This window comes from Mycobacterium sp., from assembly GCF_035274705.1.
Taxonomy (GTDB): Bacteria; Actinomycetota; Actinomycetes; order Mycobacteriales; family Mycobacteriaceae; genus Mycobacterium.
Genome location: NZ_DATENY010000115.1, coordinates 20,269 through 45,272 on the forward strand (window position 1 = coordinate 20,269; position 25,004 = coordinate 45,272).

A 25,004-nucleotide genomic window follows, 5' to 3' on the forward strand; every position below is an offset into this window, starting at 1 on the left:
CCGTTGGACAAGGAGACCTTGCATGCCCGAGACGCATTCCCCGAAACCGAGGGCCGGAACCGGCCTCGATCCCGACGCCGTGGCACAGAAGTACGCAGAAGAGCGGTCGAAGCGATTACGCCCGGAGGGGACTGCGCAGTACCGTCCGGTCGAGATCGGCTCGGCGCTCGAGGCAGACCCCTTCGTCAAGACCGTCGAGCCGCGTCAACCGGTCCAGTCGGAGGTGGAAGTCGCCATCGTCGGGGCGGGGTTCTCCGGGCTGCTGTCCGCCGTGCGGCTGAGCGAAGCCGGTGTCAAGGACTTCCTGATCGTCGACAAGGCCGCCGACTTCGGCGGCACGTGGTACTGGAACCGCTATCCGGGAGTCGCGTGTGATGTCGAGTCATATTGCTATCTCCCGATGCTCGAAGAGCTCGGCACTATGCCAAGCCAGCGCTATATCCGAGGCGACGAGATCTTCGAGTACGTGCGCCAGCTGGCGAAGCGCTTCGAGCTGTACGAACGGGCGTGCTTCCAGACCCAGGTGCAGGAGGTGTCCTGGGATGAGCGCGCGCTGCGCTGGATTATCACCACAAACCGGGACGACGTCATCCGAGCCCGGTATGTGATTCTCGGGACCGGTGGCCTTCTGCACAGGCCGAAGCTGCCCGAGATCCCTGGACTGGAGACCTTCGCGGGCAAGTGGTTTCACGCCAGCCGCTGGGACTTCGAGTACACCGGTGGGAGCATCGCCGGCAATCTGACCGGCCTGCGCGACAAGAAGGTGGCGATCCTCGGTACCGGCCCCACGGCGTTGCAGTGCATTCCTCATCTGGCTGAAGCCGCCGAGCATCTCTACGTCATTCAGCGGACGCCGACAATCATCGATTGGCGCGGAAACGGCCCGACTGACGCTGAATGGTTCGCCAGCCTCGAAGCCGGATGGCAACGCCGACGCAGTGAGAACTTCGAGGCGCTCCTGTTTGGTCTGCCGCAGCAGCAGAACTTGACCAACGATGCTTGGACAGTGATCTGGGGGGTTCCGCCGCTCGAGATTCCGGAGGACGGTTCTGCGCCCGACATGGAAGCCTTCATGAAACTGGTCGAGGAGAACGACCTGGCTCAGATGGAGCGCATTCGCGCTCGTGTCGACGCGATTGTCGAAGACCCACAGACTGCCGAGGCGCTCAAGCCCTGGTATGCCACTCACTGCAAGCGTCCGGGGTTCTCCGACAACTATCTTCAGGTGTTCAACCGGCCCAACGTCACCCTCGTTGACACGCAAGGCCGAGGGCCGGATGCGATCGATCCCAAGGGCATTGTGTTCGATGGCACCCTTCGCGAGGTGGACTGCATCATCTACGCCACCGGATTCGACGCCGCAGTGTCTCCCGGCAGATCCGGGGGATTCCGGGTCCTCGGCCGCAACGGCTTGGACCTCACGGAGCACTGGGCGGAACGGGTCAAGACACTTCACGGGATCTGTTCGCATAACTTCCCCAACCTCTTCATCGTCGGCGGGATCCGTCAGGCCGCAATCACGATCAGTCAGACCTTCACTTTCGACGAGCAAGCCAAGCATGTCGCCGGTGTGCTCAGCCGGCTCATCGACGACGGCGTCGTTTCGATGGAGATCACGGAGACGGCCGAACAGAACTGGGTTGAGGAAATGGACGCCCGGTCGATCTTCAATGAGGCTCAGGTCCACGCCTGTACCCCGGGGTACTTCAACAACGAAGGCAACTTTGAGCAAGGTCGCCCGATCTGGGCGGACGCCTACGGCGGCGGCCCCTTCGAGTACATCGAAGTCCTTTCCAAATGGCGAGACTCCAAGGCCTACGAAGAGGACGCGGTTCTCGTGCACTCGAAACCGACCAACTCCGCCAATGGGGACGGACTGGTCTGAGTGTCGACGCCACAACCGAACCCACTCCGACGTCCCGACCTCGGAACCATTGGCGTGTGGTGTCCACAACTTCGTACCCGTAGCCGACCGAAGTGCGAGGCGGTGGCTCGTGGCCTAGAGGAACTGGGATTCACCACCCTGTGGATTCCGGGTGGAACTGGAGGGGCGGTCTTCGAACATGTAACCAACGCGCTCCGGGCAACCCGGGCGGTGCCGATCGCAACCGGCGTCGTCAACATGCTGATGCACGAGCCCGAGGAGGCGGCGGATTGGTTTGCCGCGATGGAAGACGAGTTCCCTGGCCGCCTCATGCTTGGGGTCGGGGCCAGCCACGCTAAGCGGGCGGCCGCAGTGGGAAGGCCGTACCGACCTATGGCCACGACGCGGGACTACTTTCACCGGTTGGATTCGGCGAGCGCTCCAGTGCCACGCAGCCGCCGAATTCTTGGCGCCCTCGGGCCCCGGATGCTCGAACTCGCCCGGGAGAAGGCTGACGGGGCGCACACCTACGTCGTCGACCCGAGCCACACCCGCTTGGCTCGCACAGTCCTGGGGCCGGACCGGTTCCTTGCCCCCGTGGTCAAGGTAGTAAACGAATCGGACCCGGCGATGGCGAGCGCGGTGGCCAGGGAACATCTGGCGCCCTACCTGGCGCTGCCGAGCTATCGCCAAAACTTGCTCCGGATGGGCTACACCGAAGCGGATTTCGCTGATGGCGGCTCGGAGCGGCTCATCTATGAGCTCGTTGTCTTCGCTGACATGGCGGTAACGGTGGATCGAATCGCGGCCCACCTTGACGCTGGCGCCGATCATGTCTGTGTCCAGGTCGTCACCGCCGACCGCGAGGACGTGCCGTGGGGAACATGGCGGGATATCGCTTCCGTGGTCAAAGCCTCGTTCCCGACGATGACAGGACCACTGCCCTGAATCACCCTGTCTATTCGCACCGAGATACGTGCGCCATCGTGGGGATCGGCGCTACTGAGTTCTCATCACACTCGGGCCGCAGCGTGGCGTCTCTAGCCGCCGAAGCAAGTTTGGCGGCCATTCGTGATGCCGGCCTTTCCTGCGCTGATATCGACGGCGTTGTCCGCTCGGACTACGACTCGACTCACCACCAGGACATCGGCTATTGGTTGGGGCTGTCGAATCTGACCTTCTGGGGAATCACCGGGATGGCCGGATCGGCTCCGTGCGGCATGATCGGGCAGGCGGTGGCGGCCATCATGTCTGGGCAGGCAACCAATGTGTTGGTCTATCGTGCACTCAACGGTAGGTCAGGTCTGCGTTACGGCCGCGGCACAGATATCCAGCTTTCGGGTGAGTCCCGATACAAGGGCGGCTACGGCACGTACGACGAATATTTCTTCCCCTACGGCCTGATGGCGCCTGGTCAGTTGTACGCCATGATCGCCCGCAGGCACATGATCGAATACGGGACCAGTGCGGATGCGCTGTGCGACATCGCAACAACCATCCGCCGCCGCGCCAACGGCAATCCTGCTGCGCAGATGGCAGGCCGAACGCTTAGCGCGGAGGAGTACTACGCCGCTCGCATGATCGCGGATCCTCTGCGGCTGTACGACTATTGCCTGGAGAGCGACGGGGCCTGTGCGGTGGTCGTCACCTCGGCCGGTCGCGCCGCCGACGGCCCGCACCCGGTCGTCTTGATCCGAGCAGTCACACAGGCGACGACGCCAGAAGTGCAGCCCGGGAAGGTGTATCCCACACTTATGCGCCCTTCGATCACCACACAACCTTCGAAGCAGGCGGCTGAAGAGCTGTACCGCCGAGCGGGTCTCGGGCCCAAGGATGTCGACGTGGCGCAGCTCTTCGACGCCTTCACCATCATGGTGTTGATCCAGCTAGAAGACTACGGCTTCTGCCCCAAAGGGGAGGGAGGCGTGTTCGCCTCAAGCGGTGCCATCGACGTCGGTGGCGCACTGCCCATCAATACCGCGGGCGGGAATCTCTCTGAGGGCTACCTGCACGGCATGAATCACATTGCGGAAGGCGTCCGTCAGATGCGGGGGCAGTCCACCTCACAGGTCCGTGGAGCCGAAGTCTGCCTTGTCACGTCGGGTATTCCTACGATGACTAGTGCTCTGATGCTGCGAGCGGGATCGTGAATCCGTCGCTTGAACGCCCGTTGCCTGTGACCGACGATCACGAGACGGGTGGATTCTGGCAAGCCGCGACCGAGGAACGCCTCGTGGTGTGCACGTGTGTGACCTGCGGGGCGACCATCCATCTGCCGAAATCGTATTGCCATCAATGCGGGTCATGGGAGCTCACATGGCGTGACGTCCGTCCAACCGGCACCGCATACACCTGGACAGTGCTGCATCACTCGATTCATGAGGCGTTTCCCGCTCCGTGCACTGTGGTACTCGTGGCCCTCGACGATGATCCGACGGTCCGGCTCGTCGGATACCTTGCGGGAGAGGCAAATATCTACCCGGGGATGCCGCTGCGGGTCCGATTCGACCACGTCGAGCCTGGGGTGACGATCCCTCAGTGGGAGCCCGTTCATGCCGGCTGAAGCTTGGGTCAACATCGGGTGCTCACGGGTTCGGAACGCGGTTGGTATCCTGGATCCAGCACGGATGTGGTCGGCCCGTCGAGCGAGGCGAACAACTAGATTTCGGTCACCCGGGTGGCGATAGCGCCACTGGTTCTGCACTTGAAGGAGATCTGATGGGAAAGCTCGACGGCAAGGTCGCATTCATTACCGGCGCCGCCCGTGGGCAGGGACGCTCGCACGCGGTCCGACTCGCCGAGGAGGGCGCCGACATCATCGGTGTCGACATATGCGGGCAGGTCAGCACCGTCAGCTACCCGATGGCTACCCGCGACGATCTAGCCGAGACCGTGGCAATGGTCGAGAAGCTTGGTCGACGGATGGAGTCGGCGGTCGTCGACGTTCGCGACGCCGATGCACTCGCCGCTGCAGCGAAGGCGGGAATCCGGGCTCTCGGACGAGTCGACATCGTGCTCGCCAACGCCGGCATCATGTTTCAGGGTCTGGCCGAGGGCCGCGACCATGAGGCATTCCGAGACGCTGTGGACGTAATGCTCGTCGGAGTGTGGAACACCATCCAAGCGTGCCTGCCGACATTGCTCGAACAGGGCGAGGGCGGTTCGGTCGTCATCACCAGCTCGGTGAACGGCTTGAAAGGAATGGTCGCCGGCACCAACGGCGGAAACTTTGGTTATGCAGCGGCCAAGCACGGCGTTGTAGGTCTTATGCGGATGTACGCCAATTACCTGGCGCCGCAGAATATTCGGGTCAACACGGTGCATCCAACTGGCGTCGATACACCGATGCTGGTCGGCTTCGACCAGTCGGCGGCCGGCGCGAATCCAGCGTTCGCGGCCGGCCTGGGAAATCCAATGCCGGTCGCTCGGATCGAGGCGCGTGATGTCAGCAACGCAATCGCTTGGCTGGTCTCAGACGATGCACGCTACGTCACCGGCGTCGCGCTACCGGTGGATGCTGGCATGGTCAATAAATGAGCATCGCGCGCTGGAGCCGCGAGCATTGTTGAGCAGCGTTGCTTGATTGAATTGTGAATGCGGGCAACGCAGTTGGTAGTGCCCAGTTGGAAAGTGTGATCTAGGGGTCGACTCTTCTTGACGGAGGTTCGCCCGCGCCTCATTCAAGACCCGGCCTGCTGGATGCGTGACGGAGGTGCGCATCAGCGTCACGTCGCGCTTGATCCCATCGTCCCGATACTTGCGTAGGGCGGCCGAAAGATGTTGCGGACCAGGTCAATTAAGCATTATGGACCATTGCGCGAGTCCAGACGTCGTGAGCACCTCGGGCAGCCCTTGAGGATCTCGCCCACGACGAAGAACGCGTTCGCGGCGCCATGGATGCGCAGATCGCTGAACACGTTCGTTCGTCGAGGGCGGCGTCCGGCTCATCGACCGCCGGCCCAAGGGATCACAATCGGCGTGGCCTAGGTGCTGAGTTTGGTTGTCGATGATCTTGGGTAGCGGTACAGCTGGCGGGCGTTGTCTTCAACGATTTTTCGTGTTTCGTCGTCGGGTATGTTCGCGAATGCCTTTTCGGCGACGGTGCGGCTGTTGGGCCAGAATGAGTCGGAGTGTGGGTAGTCGCATTCCCACGTGAGCCTGTCGATGCCGATCTTGTGGCGGTTCTCGAGTCCGTACTCGTCCGTGATGAAACATCCCCACACGTGCCGGTTGAAGAGTTCGGACGGCCGGACCTCTTGGTTCACGTTCTGGTAGAAGCGGTGGCGTTCCCACGTCAGATCGGCGCGTTCGAGCAACCAGGGGAGCCATCCGATTCCGCCCTCGGCAATGGAGACCCGCAGGCGCGGGTGGCGGTGGAAGACCGGCGAGAACAGCAGGTCGCCGAGGGCAGACATGGAGTTGGTTCCCATGAGCGTGATCATGACGGCCATTGGGGCGTCGGGTGCGGTGAGTCGAACCTGACCCGAGGTGCCGAAGTGGAGGCAGACGACGACGTCGGTCTCCTCGAAAGCACTGAAGAGTCGGTCCCAGTGGTCGGTGTGGAACGACGGGTGCCCGAGGGGGACGGGGTTCTCAGGGAACGAGATCGCTCGTACCCCGCGGGCTGATAGGCGCTCCAGTTCTTGGATCGATGCGTCGACGTCCCAGTACGGCAAGATTCCGATCGGGATGAACCGGTCCGGGTAGGGGGTGACCCACTCCTCGTGGACATAGTCGTTCCAGATCTGGGTGCACAACAGCGCCAACTGCGGGTCGCTGACTGTCTGGAACATCGTTCCGGCGAACTTCGGGAACGACGGGAAGAGTAGCGCCGACTGCACGCCGTCGAGGTCCATGTCGTTCACTCGTGCGGCGGGTTCGTAGCATCCGGGGATCATGTCGTCGAACCGCAGCGGGTCTGTGCCCAAAAGCTCTCTGGGTTTGCCGGCAACCGCGTTGAGGCCAAGCTGCGCATGCACCTGGTCCTCCAGGAGCCACACCTGGCTGCCTTTGGGCACCTGGCGGCCGAAGCCGTACTGATCTTCTTCGGTGCCTGTGGCCTCCGCGATGCGGGGCCCGCGGTCTCGGTACTTGGCCGGTAGCCGATCCTGCCAAACGCCCGGCCGTTCGATCAGGTGGTCGTCCACCGAGACCAGTTGCATGTCTGCAGTCAGCGGCATAAGTCCTCCTCGTAAGTGTGTATCCAGGATACACAAGTGCGTAGGCGTCTGCTAGCTTGCCTGGTAGCGGGGATCCTGGATTCATCCGCCCCGCGGAACCGCCGACTAAGGAGACTTCATGCCGGAGACGCTGAAAACACCTGGAAAACTTGACGGTAAGGTCGCACTCGTCACCGGGGCCGGATCCGGTATCGGTGTCGGCATCGCCGAGGCCTTTTGCGCCGAAGGTGCCAAGGTGGTGCTTGTTGACATATCCGGCCAGCAGGAAGACGTCGCCAAACGACTCGGAGATAACTGTCTGGCGGTCCACGCCGACGTCTCTCGCGCGTCGGACGTCGAGGCGATGCTGAGGGCGGCGACATCGACGTTCGGACGGCTCGACATCCTTTGCAACAACGCCGGCATCGACGGGGAGACCGCTGCGATCGCCGACAGCTCGGAAGAGAACTACGACCGCGTAATGGCGGTAAATGCAAAAGGGGTTTATCTCGGCATGCGCTACGCCATCCCGATCATGCTCTCGGGGGGCGGCGGGTCGATCATCAATACGGCCTCGATCGCATCGATGGTGTCCGTCCCCATGATGGGCGCGTACGGCGCGTCGAAGGGGGCGGTGCTGATGCTGACCAAGTCGGCCGCCATCGAGTACGCCGCTCAGGGGATCCGTGTCAACTGCCTCTGCCCGGGCGTGATTCAGACGGCGCTCATCGACAACATTCCAGACGAACTTGTTGAAGGGGCGACGGCGATGACGCCGATGGGACGCGTTGGACGTCCCATCGAGATGGGTCGTGTCGCTGTGTTCTTGGCCTCGGATGATTCGTCCTACATCACGGGTGCCGCGATTCCTGTCGACGGCGGTTACACGTCGATCTGAGAGAGGTCTACGACCTGCCCCGCTCGAGTGATTGACACAGTGGTGCACGTCACTTAGTGTCTGATACTGCATCCAGGATGCACTAATGCGACCGCGTTCGTCACCGATCGGGTCTACCCCGAAACCCGAAAGAGGAGAGAGAGAACAATGAGAGTTCTCGTCGACGCGTCCCTGTGCCAAGGCCATGGTCGCTGTTATGCAGAGTCGCCCGACCTCTTTGATCCGGTCGACGACGACGGTCACGCCGAAGTGCGTGTCGAGAGACTGTCCCGCGACGACACCGCGCTCGTAGACGCTGCTGAGCGAGCGCGTGCTGAGTGCCCCGAACGAGCAATCACTCTCGAGAAGTGATTGGCGCACAGGGCCGTACGCGGGCCCCGTCAGCGCCACAGCAGTTCAATGCAGAACTGAGAGAAAGGTGTATTCACGATGAATGACCACGCCGGGAGACGCGAGATCGGGCTCGACGAGCTGTCCGAATATCCCACATTCGATCACTGTGCAATCAACCGCGACACTGACGTGTGGTACGCCGCCTTCGACCGTCTGCGGGCGCAATGTCCGATCGGGAAGAGCGACGAGCATGGCGGATTCTGGGTGGTGAACGGCTTCTCCGAGGCGTACGACGTCATCCATCGTCCGGAGACGTTCTCGAACTATCCGACATCGTTGCCGATGTTCCCGCAGGCGACTCGGATGATCCCCTTGGAGCTGGATCCGCCCGACCATCAGCGCTACCGCAAACTCGTCGCCGCTCCTTTTTCGCCTCGTCGAGCCCAGAGTTATGCAGACTCGATCCGGAGGTTTGTCAACGCCTTGATCGACACGTTTATCGAGGACGGTCGGTCCGACGTGTGCAAAACGATCGCGAATCCGTTGCCAACGCTGGTGGCCACCACTGCACTCGGCCTTCCCGCAGCCGACGCGGCAAAGTTCGATGAGTGGACGTACAAAATAGTTCACCTCGCGATCTCCGACTTCGAAGCCGGCGCCGAGGCGATGCTCGATCTGTATACCTACTTCTACGCTCTGCTCGAGGAACGTCGGGCGAACCCGGGGGAGGATCTGATGTCACTCCTGGTGAGTTCGGAGTTTGACGGTCATCGCCTCAGCGAAGAGGAGCTGATGGGCTTCTGCTTCGTGCTCGTCCTCGCCAGCATCGACACCACCCAGCGCGCTCTCGGCTCAATTCTCATGCACCTCGCTCGCGACCCGCAGCTCAGACAAGGGCTTGCTGCGGACCCAAGCAAAATCCCGTCAGCGGTCGAAGAGTTCCTGCGGCTGTACGCTCCGGTGAATCCAGCCCGCACCGCGACCCAGGACGCCGAGATTGGCGGGCAGCAGATCAAAGCTGGAGACCGCATCCTTCTCTTACTCGGCGCGGCCAATCGGGACGGGCGGGAGTTCGATCGCTCCGGAGAGTTCGATTCGGACCGAATCACCAACCGGCACCTCGCATTTGGCGCGTCTATCCACCGGTGTCTCGGTTCGCACATCGTCCGCGTCGAGCTGCGCGTCCTGATCGAGGAGCTCCTTCGGCGAATCCCAGACTTCGAGATCGAGGATGAAGCATTGGTCGAGTGGTCATCTGGGCAGGTGCAGGGGGTTACAAGATTGCCGGTCCGCTTTACTCCGGGCCAGCGCACGTCGACCGACGTGCTGGTGCTGCGTGACCTCCAGCGTTCGACGATGTCCTGAAAAAGTTGACCTACCAAAGAAAGGCGCTTTCCGTGGCTGTGTACAGCGACGCCGAAGTTCTCTACCGGTGCATCGGGCAGTTGTTCGACTGGGCGTTCGACGCCGAAGACCTTGGCAACAACCTGCGAGCTTCGGGCGTCGCCATCAGATTGCACCTGACGGATCCTGTCGCGACCGTTTCCCTTGACTTCGGCAACGGTGTCGTGGAATTCGGGGACGGCTCAAGTGTCGTGCCGCGCGTGGACCTGTACATGACGGCCGACACCGCGCACGAGTTCTGGCGCGGCGAGGTCAATGTTCCTCTGGCGGTGGCGAAAGGAACGATCAGGGCGGAGGGCTCGATGGCCACGGTTCTGATGTCGGCGCCGCTGATTGCGCCCCTGTCCGGCAAGTACCAGGAGATTCTGCGCGAAGCGGGCTTGCAAGAGGCATCGTTCGGGCGGTGATCACTCGGCGACATGGTGTCGGCTCTGCCGCCCGCCGGGGGCAACGACCGCTTATTCAGATCTCGACGAGAGACACGCATACAGGAGGACGTCGTGGACATTGGGATCATTCTGCTTTTTGACGGGCAGCCAGGAAACGCCCTTGAGGATTGTGCCGCCGCGGCGAAACGCTTAGAGGATATGGGCTTTTCGGCGCTGTGGCTTCCCGACCATGTTGTGCTGTTTGAGCAGTACGAGCCCGAGTATCCCTTCAGCGCCGACGGGCAGCCGCCATTCGCGCAACGCCAGGGTTGGTACGACCCGCTGTTCGGGCTCATGGCGGCCGCGAGCACGACGTCGCGTATCCGGCTTGGAACCAATATCCTTATCGTTACCGAGCGCAACCCTGTTCTTCTCGCTAAAGATGTTGTGGCAGTGGACCACTTCTCCGGTGGCCGGGTCGAACTAGGCCTCGGCGTCGGCTGGTGCAAGCGAGAGTTCGACGCTCTGGGAATCCCGTTCGAGCGGCGTGGCCGGCGGGCCGACGAGTACATCGAGGCGATGACGCGTCTGTGGCAGGACGAATTGGCCACGTACGACGGCGAGTTCGTGTCGTTCAGCGACGCAGTGGCACTGCCGAAGCCGATCCAGAAACCCCGTCCGCCGATCCTCGTGGGCGGGCAGAGCCGGATGGCACTGAAGCGGGCGGCGCGGCTGGGCGACGGCTGGATCAACATGCAGCTTCCCGTCGAGGATCTGCACATCGCGATGAAGCAACTCGACGTCGAATGTGAAGCCATAGGGCGCGATCCCGCCTCACTGCGCCGGATCCACTCCTTCATCTACAGCACGGCAGACATTTACAAGCAGTACCTGGAAGTCGCTTACGAGGGCGGCGCCGAGCTTTCCATTGCGCCGTGGGTGCCCGACCGTGACCCACAGGACGTCATTGAAGAGGTCGCCGAGCTCGGCGGACTCGTCTGAAGGAGGATGGGTGACACTGCAACAGTCCCTCACGGAGCAGAACCGGGCGATCGTGGAAGCAATGTACGCCGCGGTGATGGCCGGCGACGTCGATGGGCTCTTCGCCCACTTCAGCGATGACATCGTCGTTTCCGAGCCGCCATTCTTGCCATACGGAAAGGTATGTCACGGCAAGGAAGAGTTTCTTCACCTCTTCCCAATAGTCGGCAAGTATCTCGACGTGGCCCATGTGAAGGTGCATCACGTGATTGCTGACGGTGAGCGAGTAGTCGGTTGCATCGGGATTCCGGACCGTGCGAGCGGTGTTCTCACCCACATGCTGGAGCAGTTCACATTGCGCGACGGCAAGGTGACCGAGATCCAGCTCTTCTACTACGACGCCGGGACCATGACCGAACTTCCCAAGGAGGTATGAAGCAGTGGCCCTGCCTCACGTGATGGACGAGGTGGACCTGTCCGCGGCCTTCACTCCCGCGCTGTTGATCGACGGCAGGCTGGTTCCGGCGCGCTCGGGAAAGACTTGCGCGAATGTGGACCCCTATCGAGAGACCGAAATCGGTCAGGCACCTGACGCGGGACTCGAGGACGCGGACGCCGCAGTCACGGCGGCTCAACGAGCCTTTGAGAGCACCTCATGGTCCAGGGATCATGCCTTTCGCGCTCGGTGTCTCGCGCAGCTGCAGGACGCCATGCAGCGTCACATCGAGGAGCTACGAGCAATCCTGGTCGCCGAGGTCGGCTGCCCGGTCAAGATGACCAAGGCCGTTCAACTCGAGATGCCGGTTGCGGAACTTGCCGACTCCGTCAAGCTCGCCGAGAGCTACGCCTTTGAACGTGAGCTTGCGCCTCACCCGGCGATGGTCCCGCCCAACGCCCGGCTTCTGATCCGCGAGCCTTGGGGGGTCAATGCACTGATCACCCCGTACAACTATCCGATCCAGCAGCTCTGCTGCAAGGTCGGACCGTCGCTTGCCGCGGGCAACACGGTGGTGCTCAAGCCGTCGCCGCTGACGCCGTGGTCAGCCAACTTCGTCGGCAAGCTGGTCGCCGAGGAGACCGACATTCCGGCGGGCGTGCTCAACATCCTCACGAGCACCGACCCGATGGTCGGCCAGGCGCTTGTCGCCCACCCCTATGTGCAAATGATCCACTTCACCGGATCGACCCCGGTAGGCAAGCAGATCATGGCCGCCGCGGCTGAGGGTGTGAAGAAGGTCGCCCTTGAACTGGGCGGCAAGTCGGCGAACATCGTCCTCGACGATGCCGATGTGGAAGCGGCCGTGCGATTCAACGTGTCCCGCGTGAGCCGGCATTCCGGCCAGGCGTGCACCAACCTAACCCGCTTGTTACTGCCGAAGTCGCATTACGAGTCCGCCCTCGAGATCGCGGCCGACGCGGCGTCACAGGTCCCGTGGGGCGACCCCCGCGACCCGGATACGCACATGGGCCCGCAGATCAGTGATACCCACCAGCGCCGGGTCCTGCAGTACATCGAAAAGGGGCTGGCTGAGGGTGGCCGGCTGGTCGCCGGCGGCGGGGTGCCGCGGGACGCCAGAACCGGCTATTTCGTCGAGGCGACGGTGATAGCGGACGTACACCCGGAGGCAACAATCGCCCAGGAGGAGATTTTCGGCCCGGTACTTGCGGTGATCCCGTACGACACTGAAGACGAGGCTGTCGATATCGCCAACAACTCCGTGTTCGGACTGTCGGGCGCGGTGTGGTCGGGGTCGGACGCGCGGGCGCTCGCAGTGGCCAAGCGTGTTCGCACCGGAACAATGGACGTCAACGGCGCGACCTGGTTCGCGCCCGACAGTCCCTTTGGCGGGATGAAGCAGAGCGGTCTCGGGCGTGAGTGGGGAGTGGCCGGATTCGAGGAGTACCTCGACACCCGTGTCATCGGCCACCCAGGCTGACGACACCACGAATTCGCCCGGCATAGGGCGGCGCAGCGGCGATGACGCCGCATCCACCTACTTGATGGCGAGCGGGTTGAGCGGCGAGCCGACGCCTCCGGTGACCCGCAGCGGGGGAGCCACCAGCTGGAAGTCATAGACGCCATCCGCGGCACAGTCCGCGGCCAGCGCGGTCAAGTCCCAGTACTCGCCAAGGGTGAGACCCATGTCTCGCAAGCACAGGCAGTGCAGCGGCAGGAACATGCCCTCGACGCCGGACTCCAGGTCTTCGACGGCGATGTTGTCACTGGCGACAGCGGCCACCTCGAGGTCATGGAACCATAGCGCGCAGCGCCAGTTCAGCCCGGCCACTTCGGTGCCCGGCTCGCCGGTCTCCAGGAACCTGTTCCACCATCCGGTCCGAATCAGCACGATGTCGCCGCGTCCGATCGTGACACCTTGTGCCTGGGCTACTTCGTCGAGCTCTTCGGGTGTGACCTGCTTGCCGTGCTCCAGTGCAGTGCCACCTCCCCGGTGGCGGACCACGTCCAGCAGCACACCGCGCGAGACGATGCCCTTCCCGTCGACTTTGTCGATCCCGCAGTGGACCGCACCCTGACTGGTCACAGATTGAGCGGGAAATCCGTTGTAGAGCTGGTCGTCGTAGTAGGCGTGGGACAAAGCGTCCCACTGTGTACCGGCCTGCAGCGGCATCATGATGTAGTCGTCGTTGAACCGGAAGCGGCTGGCATCGAAGATGCCGGCCATCACCTGAGCGGACGGATTGGCCGTCCAGTTCCTTGCCTGGTCGGCAAAGTGGGTGGCGTCGCCGCCGTCGACAGTCATCAAGTGGACGGGGTTCGTGCGGAATTTGAATATGCCCTGGGGGCCGTCGGCGCCCAACGGGATACCGAGTGGGAAGACCGTGCCGGTGCGAACAAGTTCTGCCGAATCCCGAACCTTGTCGCTGGTTATGAAATTGAGCGTCCCCTGTTCATCCTCGGCGCCCCACCGACCCCAGTTCCGCACCTGGGCGGCGACGCGGTCGAAAGCAGCCATTCCATCCACTCGTATCCTCCGCCAGTAGCCGGTGCACCATCAACGAGAGCCAGCATAGGTGGCCTGCATCCAGGATACAATGTTCAGGCAGGCACCCGCGAAGGGTTGGCGACGCTAGCTGCCGCGCTTTCGGCCGCGGGCTTTCGGCGGCGGTGTGTCCCGCACTTCCGCCGCCTCGGCGACGATGCGTCGCCAGTCGTCGAAGTTGTCGACGAAGCGGAGGGTTCGGGTGATGTGCCGACGGGCGACCTTCTCCGCGGTCGAACCGCTGCCCTGCAGGACCGCCTCGAGAATCCCCGCATGACTCTCCTGCGACTCGTCGAGGAGCTCCTTATGGCTCTTCATCGCGCCGTTGGCGGGAAGCTGGACGTTCTCGGGACTGTCGAGGAACGGCAGCCGAAGCGCGGAGGAACTCGTGCGGACCAGCGGAATGAAGCTGTGCAGCTGGTTGTTGCCTGAGTGCTCCAGGAAGAACGAGTGGAACGCGGCATGGGCTTCCGTTCGACCCAGCGGATCATGCGGCTTCGAGGTCCGAGACATCTCGGCGAGGAGGCGCCGCGCCTCTGCCTCCTCGTCGGTGGAGAGGCCCCGGGCGGCGGTGAGGCGGGCGGCCAATCCGTCGACGACCTCCCGGATCTCGTACATATCACGCAGGTCGGCCGCGGTGAACGTCACGACCTCGACGGTCCGGTTGTTGTTCGACGTTTTCAGGAGTCCGTCGTTCTCCAGAATCCGGAACGCCTCGCGTAAGGGGGTGCGGCTGACGCCGAGCTGGGCCGCGAGGTCGATCTGGAGCAACTGTGTACCCGGAGGAAGTTCTCCGCGAATGATCTTCTCCCGGAGCGCTCGGACGACGTCGTCGACGAGGCGTGGCCGGCTGAGCACGGTCCAGTTTGTCTCCACGTGCCTGATCCTAACTGCCGGAGTTTCCAAAGGGCGCTATCCTGGGTGCGGAATTATGTATCCAGGATCCAGGAAAGGCGCCATATGGGGACCGACGACCAGTCGAGGAGCGGAACAGGCGAGAGCTCCGTGGCAGGCAAGTCTGACTGGGAAGATCAGGATCTGCTGACCCTCGACCTTGCCGCGGAACGACTCGACGAAGAGATCAAGGAAATTCAGCACCGAATCGCAGCGGCACGGGAGGGCGTTGACTGCGCCGAGAGCAAGCTCCGGGTTGAACAACTGATCCAGGCCCGGCAGCTACTGACCGAGCGGATGCAATGACTCAGGGCGTATTGGGCGGCGTGCGCGTCCTCGAGGTCGCCATGTACGCCTTTGGTCCTGCCGCGGGGGCCGTCCTGGCCGACTGGGGAGCCGACGTCATCAAGGTCGAGCATCCCGAGACAGGCGATCCCCTCCGCGGCCTGGCCGCCTACGGAGTGGCGCCCGGTGAAGGCGGGGTCAGCTACCTGTGGGAAGTGCTCAACAGGGGGAAGCGAAGCGTCGGTATCGACATTGCCCACCCCGACGGCCGGGAGCTGCTGCTGTCGCTCTGCGAGCAGGCCGATGTATTCGTGACGAACTTCCTTGCGCCAGCCCGGAAGCGACTCATGATTGACGTCGACGACGTGCTGGCCCGGAACCCGCGGATCATCTACGCACGCGGGACCGGGCACGGTCCGAAGGGCCCCGACGCCGACAAGGGTGGTTACGACGGAGTGTCGTTCTGGGCGCGCTCCGGTGTCAGCATCGCCGCCATGCCACCCGACGCCCGGTATCCCATCGGTTTGCCTGGCCCTGCCTACGGCGACATCCAGAGTGGCGTGCATATGGCCGGGGGGATCGCCGCTGCCCTTTTCCAACGCGAACGGACGGGTAAGGGTGCTGTTGTAGACGTGTCGTTACTGGGTTCCGGTTTGTGGGCCATGCAGCCGGCGATCGCCGGCGCCCACGCGTCGGGTCAGGAGCGTCTTGCACCGCTCGACCGCAGCCGTCCGCCCAATCCGCTATGGAACGTTTATCGCACGGGCGATCACAAATTCGTCACCCTGTCGATGCTCGACGCCGACCGCTATTGGCCGGGGTTCTGCGCTGCCGTCGGCCGATCTGACCTCGTCGAAGACGAGCGCTTCGCCGACAACAACGCCCGTTCGGCCAATATCGCAGAGTGTGTTGCCCTCGTGGATCAGATCTTTGCGCAACACACCCTCGCCGAATGCGCGAGGATGCTGGACGCCCAGGACGGACCGTGGTCGATCACTCAGACGCCCGGCGCCGTCCTCGCCGACGCTCAGGCCGTGGCGAATGACTATCTCCAGTGGGTGCGGTACGAGAACGGGGCAACGCTTCCGCTGATTCATGCCCCTGCCCAGATCGACGAGCAATCGGCCACCCTGCGGGCCGCGCCGGCGCACGCGGCCGACACCGACGGAGTCTTGACGGCCGCTGGGCTGAGCTGGGAAGAGATCGTCGGCCTGAAAGTGGCCGGTGCTATCGCCTGATTCCGCACGATCGACGCGGGGTTCATCCATGAGAGGTAGGGAAGCAATGCAGCTGAAGGTTGGGACGCGACTGAAGGGTCCGGCCGATGACACCCAGGTCATCGTGGTCAGAGCACCGGTCGAAGAAGTCGAAGTGTCGTGCGGTGGGCATGCTTTGGTCGCCCTCGAAGCCGACGTCGAGGGCAACCCGGCAGTGGAGCCTGGCCACGAAGGTCCGACGCTGCTCGGCAAACGGTATGTCGACAACGACCTTGGGCTTGAGTTGCTCGTCACCAAGCCTGGGAACGGTGCTCTGTATGTCAATGGCGCGGCGCTGGTCGTCAAGGAGGCCAAACCGCTCCCGTCGTCGGACTGATGACGGGAGCGCATGCCTCAGCCGAGGAGGGCGGCGGCGACGTTTTGCCGATGGTGGCCGGTGTCGCCCCAGGCTCGCTGAAGAGACCAGACGCGCTTGAGCCAGGTGTGAAGGTCGTGCTCGTAGGTGTAGCCGATCGCGCCGTGACCTTGGAGCGCAACCCTGGCGGCCAGGCCTGCCGCCTCGTTTGCGTACACCTTGGCGAACGAGGCGTCCCTGGCGAGCGTCGGCTGTTCGGTGGCGATGGACCACGCGGCGTAGTACACCGCCGGCCGGGCGTGCTCCAATGCGATGAGGGCGTTGGAGAGTTGGTGTTTCACCGCTTGGAACGACCCGACCGGCACTGAAAACTGCCGGCGTTGCGTCACGTAGTCGGCAGTCATCTCGATCATCCGTGCGGCCAATCCGCAAAGGACAGCGGCGGTCGCAGCAGCGCCGCGGGCGCGGAAGAGCACAGGATCGACACCGGGTAAGGGTGTGGCTCGGCACCACGCGAGCTGAGCCATCCGCCGGGAGGGGTCGACAGAACGGCGCGGACGAGCTTCGGTGATGTCGGTCCGCAGGACCGCACACACCGCGCCGCGGACCTCTACCAGGATGAGATCGGCCTCATCTCCATGGACGATAGCCGTCCGGTCCGAGGTCGCCGCGGTGGCGACGATCGCCCCGGAAGCTGCTTCGTCCAGCCAATTGGTCACTGAGCCTGAGGTTTTGGCGTCAGAAGCGGCGAGCGTCGGCACAGCCACGGCGGCATGCTCGACCAGCGGTTCGGCCACGGCCATGCGGCCGGACTCTTCCAGAATGAGGACCAAGTCCACTTCTTGGAGACCGAGCCCCCCGTTGGCCTCCGGGGCGAGCAGGCCAAGAACGCCCATGTCGGCAAGCTGTGACCAAAGCGACGGATCGAGGCTGTGATCGGCATCGCGCGCATCACGTAGCTCTTTGAGCCCCGCCGCCTTGACGAGAAGTTCCCGAGCGGCATCGCGGAAGGCGAATTGGTGGTCGGTGAAGGCAAAGTCCATGATCGCTAACTCCGCGGTAGGCCGAGCAGGCGCTCAGCGATGATGTTGCGCTGGATCTCGTTGGTACCCGCGTAGATTGGGCCGGCCAAGGCGAACTGATAGCCCGACATCCAGGGGCTCTCGAACTCTGCCTCGTCACCGAGGAGTCGCAGAGCCGTCTCGTGCAGACGGATATCCATCTCTGACCAGAACACTTTGTTGAGACTGGCCTCCAATCCCATCTTGTCCCCTCGGCTCAAGCGGGTGACGGTCATCCACGTCGTGAGTTCATAGGCGCGCGCGGCCATCCAGCCGTCCGCGACCTCGCCCCGCAGGTTGGGGTCGAGTGGCTGGCCCTCTGCGACCCGCTCCCGATACAAGGACACCAGCTTTGTCGTCACGGCGTTGAACCGTCCGGGGCTGCGAAGCGTGAGGCCGCGCTCCGACCCCGTAGTTGCCATCGCCACCGACCATCCGTTGTTCACTTCGCCCAGCACGTCGCGGTCGGGGACGAACACGTCGTCGAAGAACACCTCGGCGAAACCTTCGTCGCCGTCGAGTTTGCGCACCGGCCTGACGGTCACGCCGGGTTGGCGTAGGTCGACGAGCATGTAGGTGAGCCCACGATGGCGCTCGGCCGCCGGGTCGGTGCGGAAGAGGCCGAACAGGTGGGTGCAGACTGCGCCACGGGTTGTCCAGGTTTTCTGCCCGTTGAGCCGCCAGCCGCCGCCGGCGTCGTCGCGACTGGCCCGGCTGGTGAGTGAGGCCAAATCGCTTCCGCTGTTGGGCTCGGACCAGCCTTGACACCATAGGTCCTGGACGGAAGCCATCCGGGGGAGAATGCGATCTTTCTGCTCCTGAGTGCCGAACTCGAACAGGCTCGGGGCGAGCAGAAAGATGCCGTTCTGGGATGCGCGTTGCGGAAGGCCGGCTCGGAAGTACTCATCTTCGAAGATCAGCCATTCCCACAGGTTTGCGTCTCGGCCGCCGTATTCGCGGGGCCATGACACTACTGCCCAGCCCCCGTCGAAGAGTTTGCGTTCCCACTCGAGATGCGCGCCGACCCCGGCGATCGTGTCGCCCGACGGCATGGGGACGCTCGGCTTGTTGGTGGTCAGCCAGCGCCGCACCTCAGCGCGGAATTCCTCTTGAGCCGGTGTGGGGGATATGTCCATCAGGCCTCCGATCTTGCATCCAGGATACATTGATGCCTACAGTGATCCCGTGCACGCGACGAAGGACACCGTGGCGGCCGTCGCCGGATGGTTTACGACGGGCGAGTCCCCCCACCTGATCGGTTCCCGGTGCTCGGCGTGCGGCGTCGTAGCTTTCCCGCCGCGCCCGACGTGCCCAAATCCTGGATGCAGTGCGGAGAATCTGCACGCCGCTCCGTTAGCCCGCAGGGGGCGAGTCTGGTCTTACACCGACGCTCAATATCAACCGCCATCGCCATATGTCAGCCCGACCGATACCTACCGGCCGTTCGCCCTTGCGGCGGTGTTGCTCGATGAGGATCAACTGATCGTGCTCGGTCAATTGGTCGACGGATGCACGGTCGACGACTTGTACGTCGGTCAGCCCGTCGAGCTCGTTGTCGAGCCGTTGTTCGAGACCGACGACGCGGTTCATCTGATGTGGCGGTGGAGGCCTATGGAGGAGGAACCCGCCGATGCCTGAGAACGCCGTCGTTCTGGGCGTTGGGATGACTGCCTGGGGCAAATGGGGGCGCTCATTTGTTGATTACGGGGTTGCCGCGGCCCGAGAGGCGCTTGACGATGCCGGCCTGTCGTGGACCGACGTCGACATGATTGTCGGCGGTGAGACCGTGCGCAACGGTTATCCCGGCTACGTAGCCGGGTCAACCATGGCGGCGGCGTTGGGTTTCAACGGAGCGCAGGTCGCGACGGTGTACGGGGCGTGCGCGTCGGGCGCACTGGCGATCGCCTATGGCCGAGCGCAGATCATGGCCGGCCTGGCCGATGTCGTTCTGGTCGTCGGAGCGGACACCACGCCGAAAGGTTTCCTTGCTCCCAATCCAGGGGAACGGCCTGATGATCTCGATTGGCTGCGGTTCCGCCTCCTTGGCGCCACCAACCCGGCCTACTTCGGCTTGTACGCCCGGCGGCGTATGCATTGCTACGGCGCGACCCAGCGCGACTTCGCCAAGGTGAAAGTGAAGAACGCCCGCCATGGCCTGCAGAATCCCCGGGCGCGGTATCGCAAGGCGGTGACGGAGGACGAAGTGCTGGCGTCTCCGTTGGTGGCATCGCCGCTGCGCCTGCTCGACATCTGCGCCACCTCCGACGGCGCCGCCGCCGCCGTCTTGTGCTCGGCCGACTTCGCAACCCGCCAGTCGGTGAGTCCGCACGCCAGCGGTCGGGCGATGGTCCGGCTGGCAGCGGTATCCACGGTGACACCGACCTTTCCTGATACCGGTTTGGGGCTACCCGACATCGCCACCCATTCCACCGCGGTGGTCCCGCCGCCGCCCCGTTCGTTCCGCGACTCGATCGCCCACACCGCTTACGAACAGGCCGGCATCGCGCCGAAAGACGTTGATGTCGCCGAAGTTTACGATCTGTCCACTGCCTTGGAGTTGGACTGGTACGAGAACCTCGGCCTGTGCCCGGAGGGCGAAGCCGAGCAGCTCATCCGGCGTGGCGCGACGAGCCTGGGCGGCGATGCCGCGACCGTCAACCCGTCGGGGGGGCTGGCCAGCTTCGGCGAAGCGGTACCCGCGCAGGCGCTCGCACAGCTCTGCGAACTCGTGTGGCAGCTTCGGGGCGAGGCTCTCGGCCGGCAGCGCGAGGGCGCGACAGTCGGCATCGCGGCCAACCAAGGGCTGTTTGGCCATGGCTCCGCAATGATCGTTCTTCGGTGACCGGCCGATGAACCTCGCAATGTTGCTGGAGATGGCGGCAGAAGGAATGCGCGACCGAATCGCGATTGGTTCCCGCTCTGGCGGGGTGACCTACGGAGCTCTGCTTGACCAATCCCGCAGAGTGGCGTCTGTCGTGCGTGATGCCGACGGCGATCGACTCGTTTTTGTGGGCCAGAACTCGGCGCTATTGCCCGCATTGATTTTCGGAAGCGGGCTGGCCGGCGTGCCGTTTGTACCCGTCAATTACCGGCTGGCCGATGACCTCCTGAGGTCGCTGCTCGCCCGGACGGCGCCGGCCGTGGTGGTGGTAGACGACGTCGTGGTCGCCGACCGCGTATCCGGGGTCGAGGGGCTCACCGTCTTCACCCGGTCGGAATTTGAGATTCGGATGTCGGCGGCGCACCCTGTCGAGCCCGTACTTGTCGACCCCGACGCGATCGCGGTCCTGCTCTACACCAGCGGTACAACTGGACAACCGAAGGCAGCTGTCCTCCGGCACCGCCATCTTGCGTCCTACGTGATCTCCACGGTGGAGTGCATGGGTGCCGGTGAGGATGAAGCCGCATTGGTGAGCGTCCCGCCATATCACGTGGCGGGGATGGCGGCGGTCCTGACGTCGGTGTACAGCGGGCGGCGGGTGGTGTACCTACGGCAATTCGAGGCGCAGCGTTGGGTCGACGTCGCTCGCGACGAGGCTGTCACGAATGCGATGGTCGTTCCCACGATGCTCGGTCGGATCCTCGACGTGCTGGAGGCGCGTGGCGAAAAGCTTCCCGCCCTGGCCCACCTGGCCTACGGGGGTGGCCGGATGCCGATCACCGTGATCGAGCGCGCGTTGGAACTCCTGCCGGCGGTGGGGTTTGTGAATGCCTATGGCCTCACCGAGACGGCGTCGACGATCGCAACCCTTGGCCCGCAGGATCATCGAACCGCCGCCGAGAGCGAGAACCGGCGGGTAAGGGCCCGGCTTGGCTCCGTGGGCCGTCCTGTGCCCGCCGTCGAGGTCGAGATCCGAGGCCCAGACGGCACATCGCTTACCCCTGGGCAGCGAGGTGAGATCTACGTACGGGGTGAGCAGGTTTCGGGCGAATACCTCGGGCGGAGCCCTCTCGGAGCCGACGGGTGGTTCGCCACAAGAGATGCTGGATGGCTCGACGAGGGTGGTTTCCTGTTCGTCGAGGGCCGCCTCGACGACGTCATCGTTCGCGGTGCAGAGAACCTGTCACCAGGTGAGGTCGAGGACGTGTTGGCCGCGCATCCTGCCGTCGCCGAGGCGGGGGTGGTCGGCGTTCCTGACGACGAATGGGGGGAGTCCGTCGCCGCTGCGGTGGTCCTCAAGGCTGGAGCGGTCGCAACTGCCGAGGAGCTGCAGGGTTGGGTGCGTGCCCGACTCCGCTCCTCACGCACTCCCAACATTGTCGAGTTTCGAGACGCCTTGCCCTACAACGAGACGGGAAAGCTGCTGCGCCGCGTTCTGCGTCAACAACTGAGTGGTGCGAAGGGGGCTTCTATGGCCTAGGCGCTGTTGCCAATCACGTAGCCGGAGAACGGTTTCCGCGTTGGCCCTACCATCCGCCCGAGCCAGTGAGGGGAGTCCTTTGAATGGCGACGCCAGGTTGTCAGCACGCATCCTGCACCGTGATGGCCAGGAAGTTCGCTGATGGTTGCGAACCCCTGGGTTGATTGGCCGCTTGTCGGACGTGAGCCGGAACTTCGGGAATTCGCCCACCGGGTAGTTCACGCGAATGGGTCGTTGGTCTTGGCGGGTCCGGCGGGCGTTGGAAAGACGCGGCTCGCCGCCGAGCTGTGCGACAGGTGTGTACGGGCCGGGTTGGCAGCCGTGACCGTCACCGGCACGAGTTCGTCTGCAGACATTCCTTTCGGCGCTTTTGCTCCGCTCTTGCCTCCCCTCGACCGCGAACTCATCGGCCGGGTGGATGCCAGAGCGGACCTATTGCGTCGCACGGCGGCGACCTTGGTGGAGGAAGCGGCTCCGCGCCGGCTGGTTCTGGTCATCGACGATGCGCACGTACTTGACGGTGCCTCAGCCACTTTGGCCTACCAGATGGCGACCACCACAGCGGCCTCCGTGGTGGCCACGTTCCGCACGGGCGAGGCGTCGCCACCGCCCATCACCGGTCTGTGGAAGGACAACGTGGCGGTACGCCACGATGTCGCTGGGCTCACCGCTCACGGCGTCGGTGAATTGCTTTCGACGGTGCTGTCCGGCCCAGTGGATCCGACTGTCGTCGGCGACCTGCTCACGCGATCTGATGGCAACGTATTGTTCCTGCGCGAGTTGGTGATTGGCGCGCTGGACAGCGGTACGCTCCGCAACGATGGGGGCATCTGGCGGCTTCGCGGCCAGCTGGCTGTCTCAGATCGTCTGATCGAACTCGTCAGTTCCCGCCTCGGCGCGTTGACCTCAGACGAACTGGCCTTGCTAGAGCTTGTGGCGGTGGGCGAACCCCTCGGGGTCAACGAGCTGACGGCCTTGGGCGATGCAGCAGTGGCGGAAGGGCTTGAGCGCAAGCAGCTGCTCGTGAGCAAAGCTGAAGGGCAAGACTTGGCGATCAGATTCGCCCATCCGATCTACAGCGAGGTGATTCGAAACCAGACTCCCGCACTGCGACGCCGGGCGCTCGCACGGTCGCTGGCTGTCGCGGTGGAACAGGCGGAGTCAACCCGCCGCATCGACTTGCTGCGCGTCGCGGTGTGGCGACTCGAGGGCGGGGGCGGCACAGCAGAGCAAATGTTGACTGCGGCCGCGGAGGCCCGCTGGCGCTACGACTTTTCCCTGGCTGAGCGACTCGTGCGCATCGCGCAGGCGACCGGCGCCGGTCCTGACGCTGACCTACTGGCCGCTCAGCTTGCAAGTCTTCAGGGTCGGGGCGAAGTCGCGGAGAGCGAGTTTGCTTCGTTGGCCGAGGTGGCCGATGTTGACGCTCTGCGTGGGGCCGTCGCGATCAGCCGAATCGACAATCTCGCGTTCTATCTGGGGCGCACCGACGAAGGCATCATGGTGGCCCAAGAAGCTGAAGCGGCCCTGACTGATCGGGGCTGGCGCGATCAGATCAAGGCTCGACGGTCGGCCTTGGTGTTATCCACGAACGGTCCTCGGGCTGCCGCGCAGGTGGCAGCGCCGCTCCTGCAGGAGGCGAAGGGGGAAGCATTGGTTTGGGCGGCGCAAGTCGCCGCGTTCTCGCTGGGACGGCTGGGCAGGATCGCTGACGGCCTGGAGGCCACCTCCCGAGGTCATGCAGCCCACCTCATGGTCGAAAAGCCGTTGGACTGGTACCCGTGGACGCACCAGTTCTTTCGCTGCCAGCTGCTGGCATGGGGCGGTCAGTTTCACGACGCTGCGACCCTCGCCTCTGCACAGTATGAGAGAGCGCTGACCGAGCACTCGGGGGAAGCTCAGGCGTGGTTCGCGTGGCAGCAGGCCAGCATGGTTGGCGAACAAGGGGATGTTGGTTCGTCGGCACGACATGGCCGAGAGGCGGTCGCCCTGTTTCGAGACCTCGGTCGGCCGCAGTTCATGGCCTTTGCCTTGACCTATCTGGCACTGGCACTGGCGTTGAGTGGACACGGACAGGGGGCGACGTCGGCGCTTCGGAGACTTGATGAATTGGGCATGTCCGACGTCTGCATGGGAGTCGATCCTCATCAGGCCAGGGCCTGGGCCGCGGTGGCGCTCGGTGATTTGCCAAGGGCGCGAAGGCTTTTCCGGGAAGCTGCCTCGATCGCAAACGAGATCGGCGACGTCGTTGGACACGTTACGGCTTTACACGGCTTGGCGCGGCTCGGCCATGCGCGCGAAGTGCACACCGACATCAGCCGTGTGGCAGACCAGATGGAGGGTGACTTGGTCAGGGTCCGAGTCGCCCACGTAGGAGCGCTGGTGCGTGACGACGCTAGCCGGCTCAGCGACGTCGCGGACGCGTTCGAAACCATGGGTGCAAATCTGTTGGCCGCAGAGTCTGCCGCCGATGCCGCGGTCGCATTGCGCAAGTCGCGCGATCATCGTCGCATCACCGCCGCCGAACGACGTGCTCAGGTGTTGGCCGAGCGTTGTGAGGGTGCCGTTACGCCGGCCCTGACGAGGGTTACTTCTCCGGTTTCCCTGAGTCCTGCAGAACGTGACGCAGCGCTGCTCGCTGCGGCCGGCCGTTCAAACAAAGACATCGCGCGCGAACTGCATCTCTCGGTTCGGACGGTCGAGGGCAGGTTGCAACGCGCCTACGCCCGGCTCGGTGTGGGCAGCCGGCGCGAGTTGTCGGCGGCGCTCGAAAGCAACGGTGGGGGATGACCGCCGACACCGGTCCGACGATTTCTTCGACA

General features: G+C 63.9%; 24 protein-coding genes. 19 read left to right on the forward strand and 5 right to left on the reverse strand.

Features of this window, described 5'->3' with window-relative positions; genetic code table 11:
• Positions 1-22: 22 nt before the first annotated feature.
• The 5 genes from VJV41_RS24225 to VJV41_RS24245 all read left to right on the forward strand — a co-directional run bounded on the left by VJV41_RS24225 (position 23) and on the right by VJV41_RS24245 (position 5,401).
• Positions 23-1,885: an NAD(P)/FAD-dependent oxidoreductase gene (locus VJV41_RS24225; RefSeq protein ID WP_325338018.1), complete on the forward strand. Its 1,863-nt coding sequence runs from the start codon at positions 23-25 to the stop codon at positions 1,883-1,885.
• Positions 1,886-2,812 (forward strand): TIGR03620 family F420-dependent LLM class oxidoreductase, encoded by a 927-nt coding sequence (locus VJV41_RS24230; RefSeq protein WP_325338020.1) that lies wholly within the window; start codon positions 1,886-1,888, stop codon positions 2,810-2,812.
• An 83-nt stretch (positions 2,813-2,895) separates the two neighbouring features.
• Positions 2,896-4,014 carry a thiolase C-terminal domain-containing protein gene (locus VJV41_RS24235; protein ID WP_325338022.1) on the forward strand — a complete coding sequence of 373 codons (1,119 nt, stop codon included), beginning with the start codon at positions 2,896-2,898 and terminating at the stop codon, positions 4,012-4,014.
• A complete protein-coding gene (locus VJV41_RS24240; protein WP_325338024.1) occupies positions 4,011-4,427 on the forward strand; it encodes a Zn-ribbon domain-containing OB-fold protein in 417 nt (138 codons plus the stop codon). Before VJV41_RS24235 ends, VJV41_RS24240 begins: the two co-directional genes overlap by 4 nt.
• Before the next feature lie 155 nt (positions 4,428-4,582).
• Positions 4,583-5,401: a mycofactocin-coupled SDR family oxidoreductase gene (locus tag VJV41_RS24245; protein WP_325338026.1), complete on the forward strand. Its 819-nt coding sequence runs from the start codon at positions 4,583-4,585 to the stop codon at positions 5,399-5,401.
• 446 nt (positions 5,402-5,847) lie between these two features.
• On the opposite strand, the gene VJV41_RS24250 is transcribed toward VJV41_RS24245, so the two are convergent.
• On the reverse strand, positions 5,848-7,044 hold the full coding sequence (locus tag VJV41_RS24250) for an amidohydrolase family protein (protein ID WP_325338028.1): 1,197 nt from the start codon (positions 7,042-7,044) through the stop codon (positions 5,848-5,850).
• 118 nt (positions 7,045-7,162) lie between these two features.
• Here VJV41_RS24250 and VJV41_RS24255 point away from each other — a divergent pair, with 118 nt between their 5' ends.
• From VJV41_RS24255 to VJV41_RS24285, 7 genes are all read left to right on the forward strand, one after another.
• Positions 7,163-7,921, forward strand: a complete 759-nt coding sequence (locus VJV41_RS24255; protein WP_325338030.1) for an SDR family oxidoreductase — start codon at positions 7,163-7,165, stop codon at positions 7,919-7,921.
• Between the two features lie 147 nt (positions 7,922-8,068).
• Positions 8,069-8,272: a ferredoxin gene (locus VJV41_RS24260; RefSeq protein WP_325338032.1), complete on the forward strand. Its 204-nt coding sequence runs from the start codon at positions 8,069-8,071 to the stop codon at positions 8,270-8,272.
• Between the two features lie 78 nt (positions 8,273-8,350).
• The gene (locus VJV41_RS24265; protein WP_325338034.1) at positions 8,351-9,619 is read left to right on the forward strand and encodes a cytochrome P450; all 1,269 of its coding nucleotides are present in this window, start codon (positions 8,351-8,353) and stop codon (positions 9,617-9,619) included.
• 32 nt (positions 9,620-9,651) lie between these two features.
• On the forward strand, positions 9,652-10,065 hold the full coding sequence (locus tag VJV41_RS24270) for a sterol carrier protein (protein WP_325338036.1): 414 nt from the start codon (positions 9,652-9,654) through the stop codon (positions 10,063-10,065).
• 93 nt (positions 10,066-10,158) lie between these two features.
• Positions 10,159-11,028 carry an LLM class F420-dependent oxidoreductase gene (locus VJV41_RS24275; RefSeq protein WP_325338038.1) on the forward strand — a complete coding sequence of 290 codons (870 nt, stop codon included), beginning with the start codon at positions 10,159-10,161 and terminating at the stop codon, positions 11,026-11,028.
• A 10-nt stretch (positions 11,029-11,038) separates the two neighbouring features.
• Positions 11,039-11,443, forward strand: a complete 405-nt coding sequence (locus VJV41_RS24280) for a nuclear transport factor 2 family protein (protein WP_325338040.1) — start codon at positions 11,039-11,041, stop codon at positions 11,441-11,443.
• Between the two features lie 31 nt (positions 11,444-11,474).
• Entirely contained in the window at positions 11,475-12,944 is a 1,470-nt protein-coding gene (locus tag VJV41_RS24285) for an aldehyde dehydrogenase family protein (RefSeq protein WP_414685049.1), read from the forward strand.
• Positions 12,945-13,001: 57 nt separating this feature from the next.
• Here the strand turns inward: VJV41_RS24285 and VJV41_RS24290 are convergent, their stop codons facing one another.
• Together VJV41_RS24290 and VJV41_RS24295 are read right to left on the reverse strand one after the other, a co-directional pair.
• Positions 13,002-13,982, reverse strand: a complete 981-nt coding sequence (locus VJV41_RS24290; protein WP_325338042.1) for a cyclase family protein — start codon at positions 13,980-13,982, stop codon at positions 13,002-13,004.
• Positions 13,983-14,096: 114 nt separating this feature from the next.
• On the reverse strand, positions 14,097-14,885 hold the full coding sequence (locus VJV41_RS24295; protein WP_325338044.1) for a GntR family transcriptional regulator: 789 nt from the start codon (positions 14,883-14,885) through the stop codon (positions 14,097-14,099).
• Between the two features lie 84 nt (positions 14,886-14,969).
• On the opposite strand from VJV41_RS24295, the gene VJV41_RS24300 reads away from it, so the two are divergent.
• The 3 genes from VJV41_RS24300 to VJV41_RS24310 are packed head-to-tail and all read left to right on the forward strand — an operon-like array spanning position 14,970 to position 16,781.
• Complete coding sequence (locus VJV41_RS24300) at positions 14,970-15,209, forward strand: hypothetical protein (RefSeq protein WP_325338046.1); 240 nt, start codon at positions 14,970-14,972, stop codon at positions 15,207-15,209.
• Positions 15,206-16,426 (forward strand): CoA transferase, encoded by a 1,221-nt coding sequence (locus VJV41_RS24305; protein WP_325338048.1) that lies wholly within the window; start codon positions 15,206-15,208, stop codon positions 16,424-16,426. The genes VJV41_RS24300 and VJV41_RS24305 overlap by 4 nt, the downstream gene beginning before the upstream one ends.
• Positions 16,427-16,472: 46 nt before the next feature.
• Positions 16,473-16,781 (forward strand): hypothetical protein, encoded by a 309-nt coding sequence (locus VJV41_RS24310; protein WP_325338050.1) that lies wholly within the window; start codon positions 16,473-16,475, stop codon positions 16,779-16,781.
• 17 nt (positions 16,782-16,798) lie between these two features.
• Here the strand turns inward: VJV41_RS24310 and VJV41_RS24315 are convergent, their stop codons facing one another.
• Both VJV41_RS24315 and VJV41_RS24320 read right to left on the reverse strand, forming a co-directional pair.
• A complete protein-coding gene (locus VJV41_RS24315; RefSeq protein WP_325338051.1) occupies positions 16,799-17,803 on the reverse strand; it encodes an acyl-CoA dehydrogenase family protein in 1,005 nt (334 codons plus the stop codon).
• Positions 17,804-17,808: 5 nt separating this feature from the next.
• The gene (locus VJV41_RS24320) at positions 17,809-18,957 is read right to left on the reverse strand and encodes an acyl-CoA dehydrogenase family protein (RefSeq protein ID WP_325338053.1); all 1,149 of its coding nucleotides are present in this window, start codon (positions 18,955-18,957) and stop codon (positions 17,809-17,811) included.
• 49 nt (positions 18,958-19,006) lie between these two features.
• Here VJV41_RS24320 and VJV41_RS24325 point away from each other — a divergent pair, with 49 nt between their 5' ends.
• The 4 genes from VJV41_RS24325 to VJV41_RS24340 all read left to right on the forward strand — a co-directional run bounded on the left by VJV41_RS24325 (position 19,007) and on the right by VJV41_RS24340 (position 24,972).
• A complete protein-coding gene (locus tag VJV41_RS24325; RefSeq protein ID WP_325338055.1) occupies positions 19,007-19,459 on the forward strand; it encodes a Zn-ribbon domain-containing OB-fold protein in 453 nt (150 codons plus the stop codon).
• Positions 19,452-20,663, forward strand: coding sequence for a lipid-transfer protein (locus VJV41_RS24330; protein WP_325338057.1), 1,212 nt, complete (start codon positions 19,452-19,454; stop codon positions 20,661-20,663). Before VJV41_RS24325 ends, VJV41_RS24330 begins: the two co-directional genes overlap by 8 nt.
• 7 nt (positions 20,664-20,670) lie before the next feature.
• The gene (locus VJV41_RS24335; RefSeq protein ID WP_325338059.1) at positions 20,671-22,182 is read left to right on the forward strand and encodes a class I adenylate-forming enzyme family protein; all 1,512 of its coding nucleotides are present in this window, start codon (positions 20,671-20,673) and stop codon (positions 22,180-22,182) included.
• A gap of 141 nt (positions 22,183-22,323) precedes the next feature.
• Positions 22,324-24,972, forward strand: a complete 2,649-nt coding sequence (locus VJV41_RS24340; protein WP_325338061.1) for an AAA family ATPase — start codon at positions 22,324-22,326, stop codon at positions 24,970-24,972.
• Positions 24,973-25,004 lie beyond the last annotated feature (32 nt).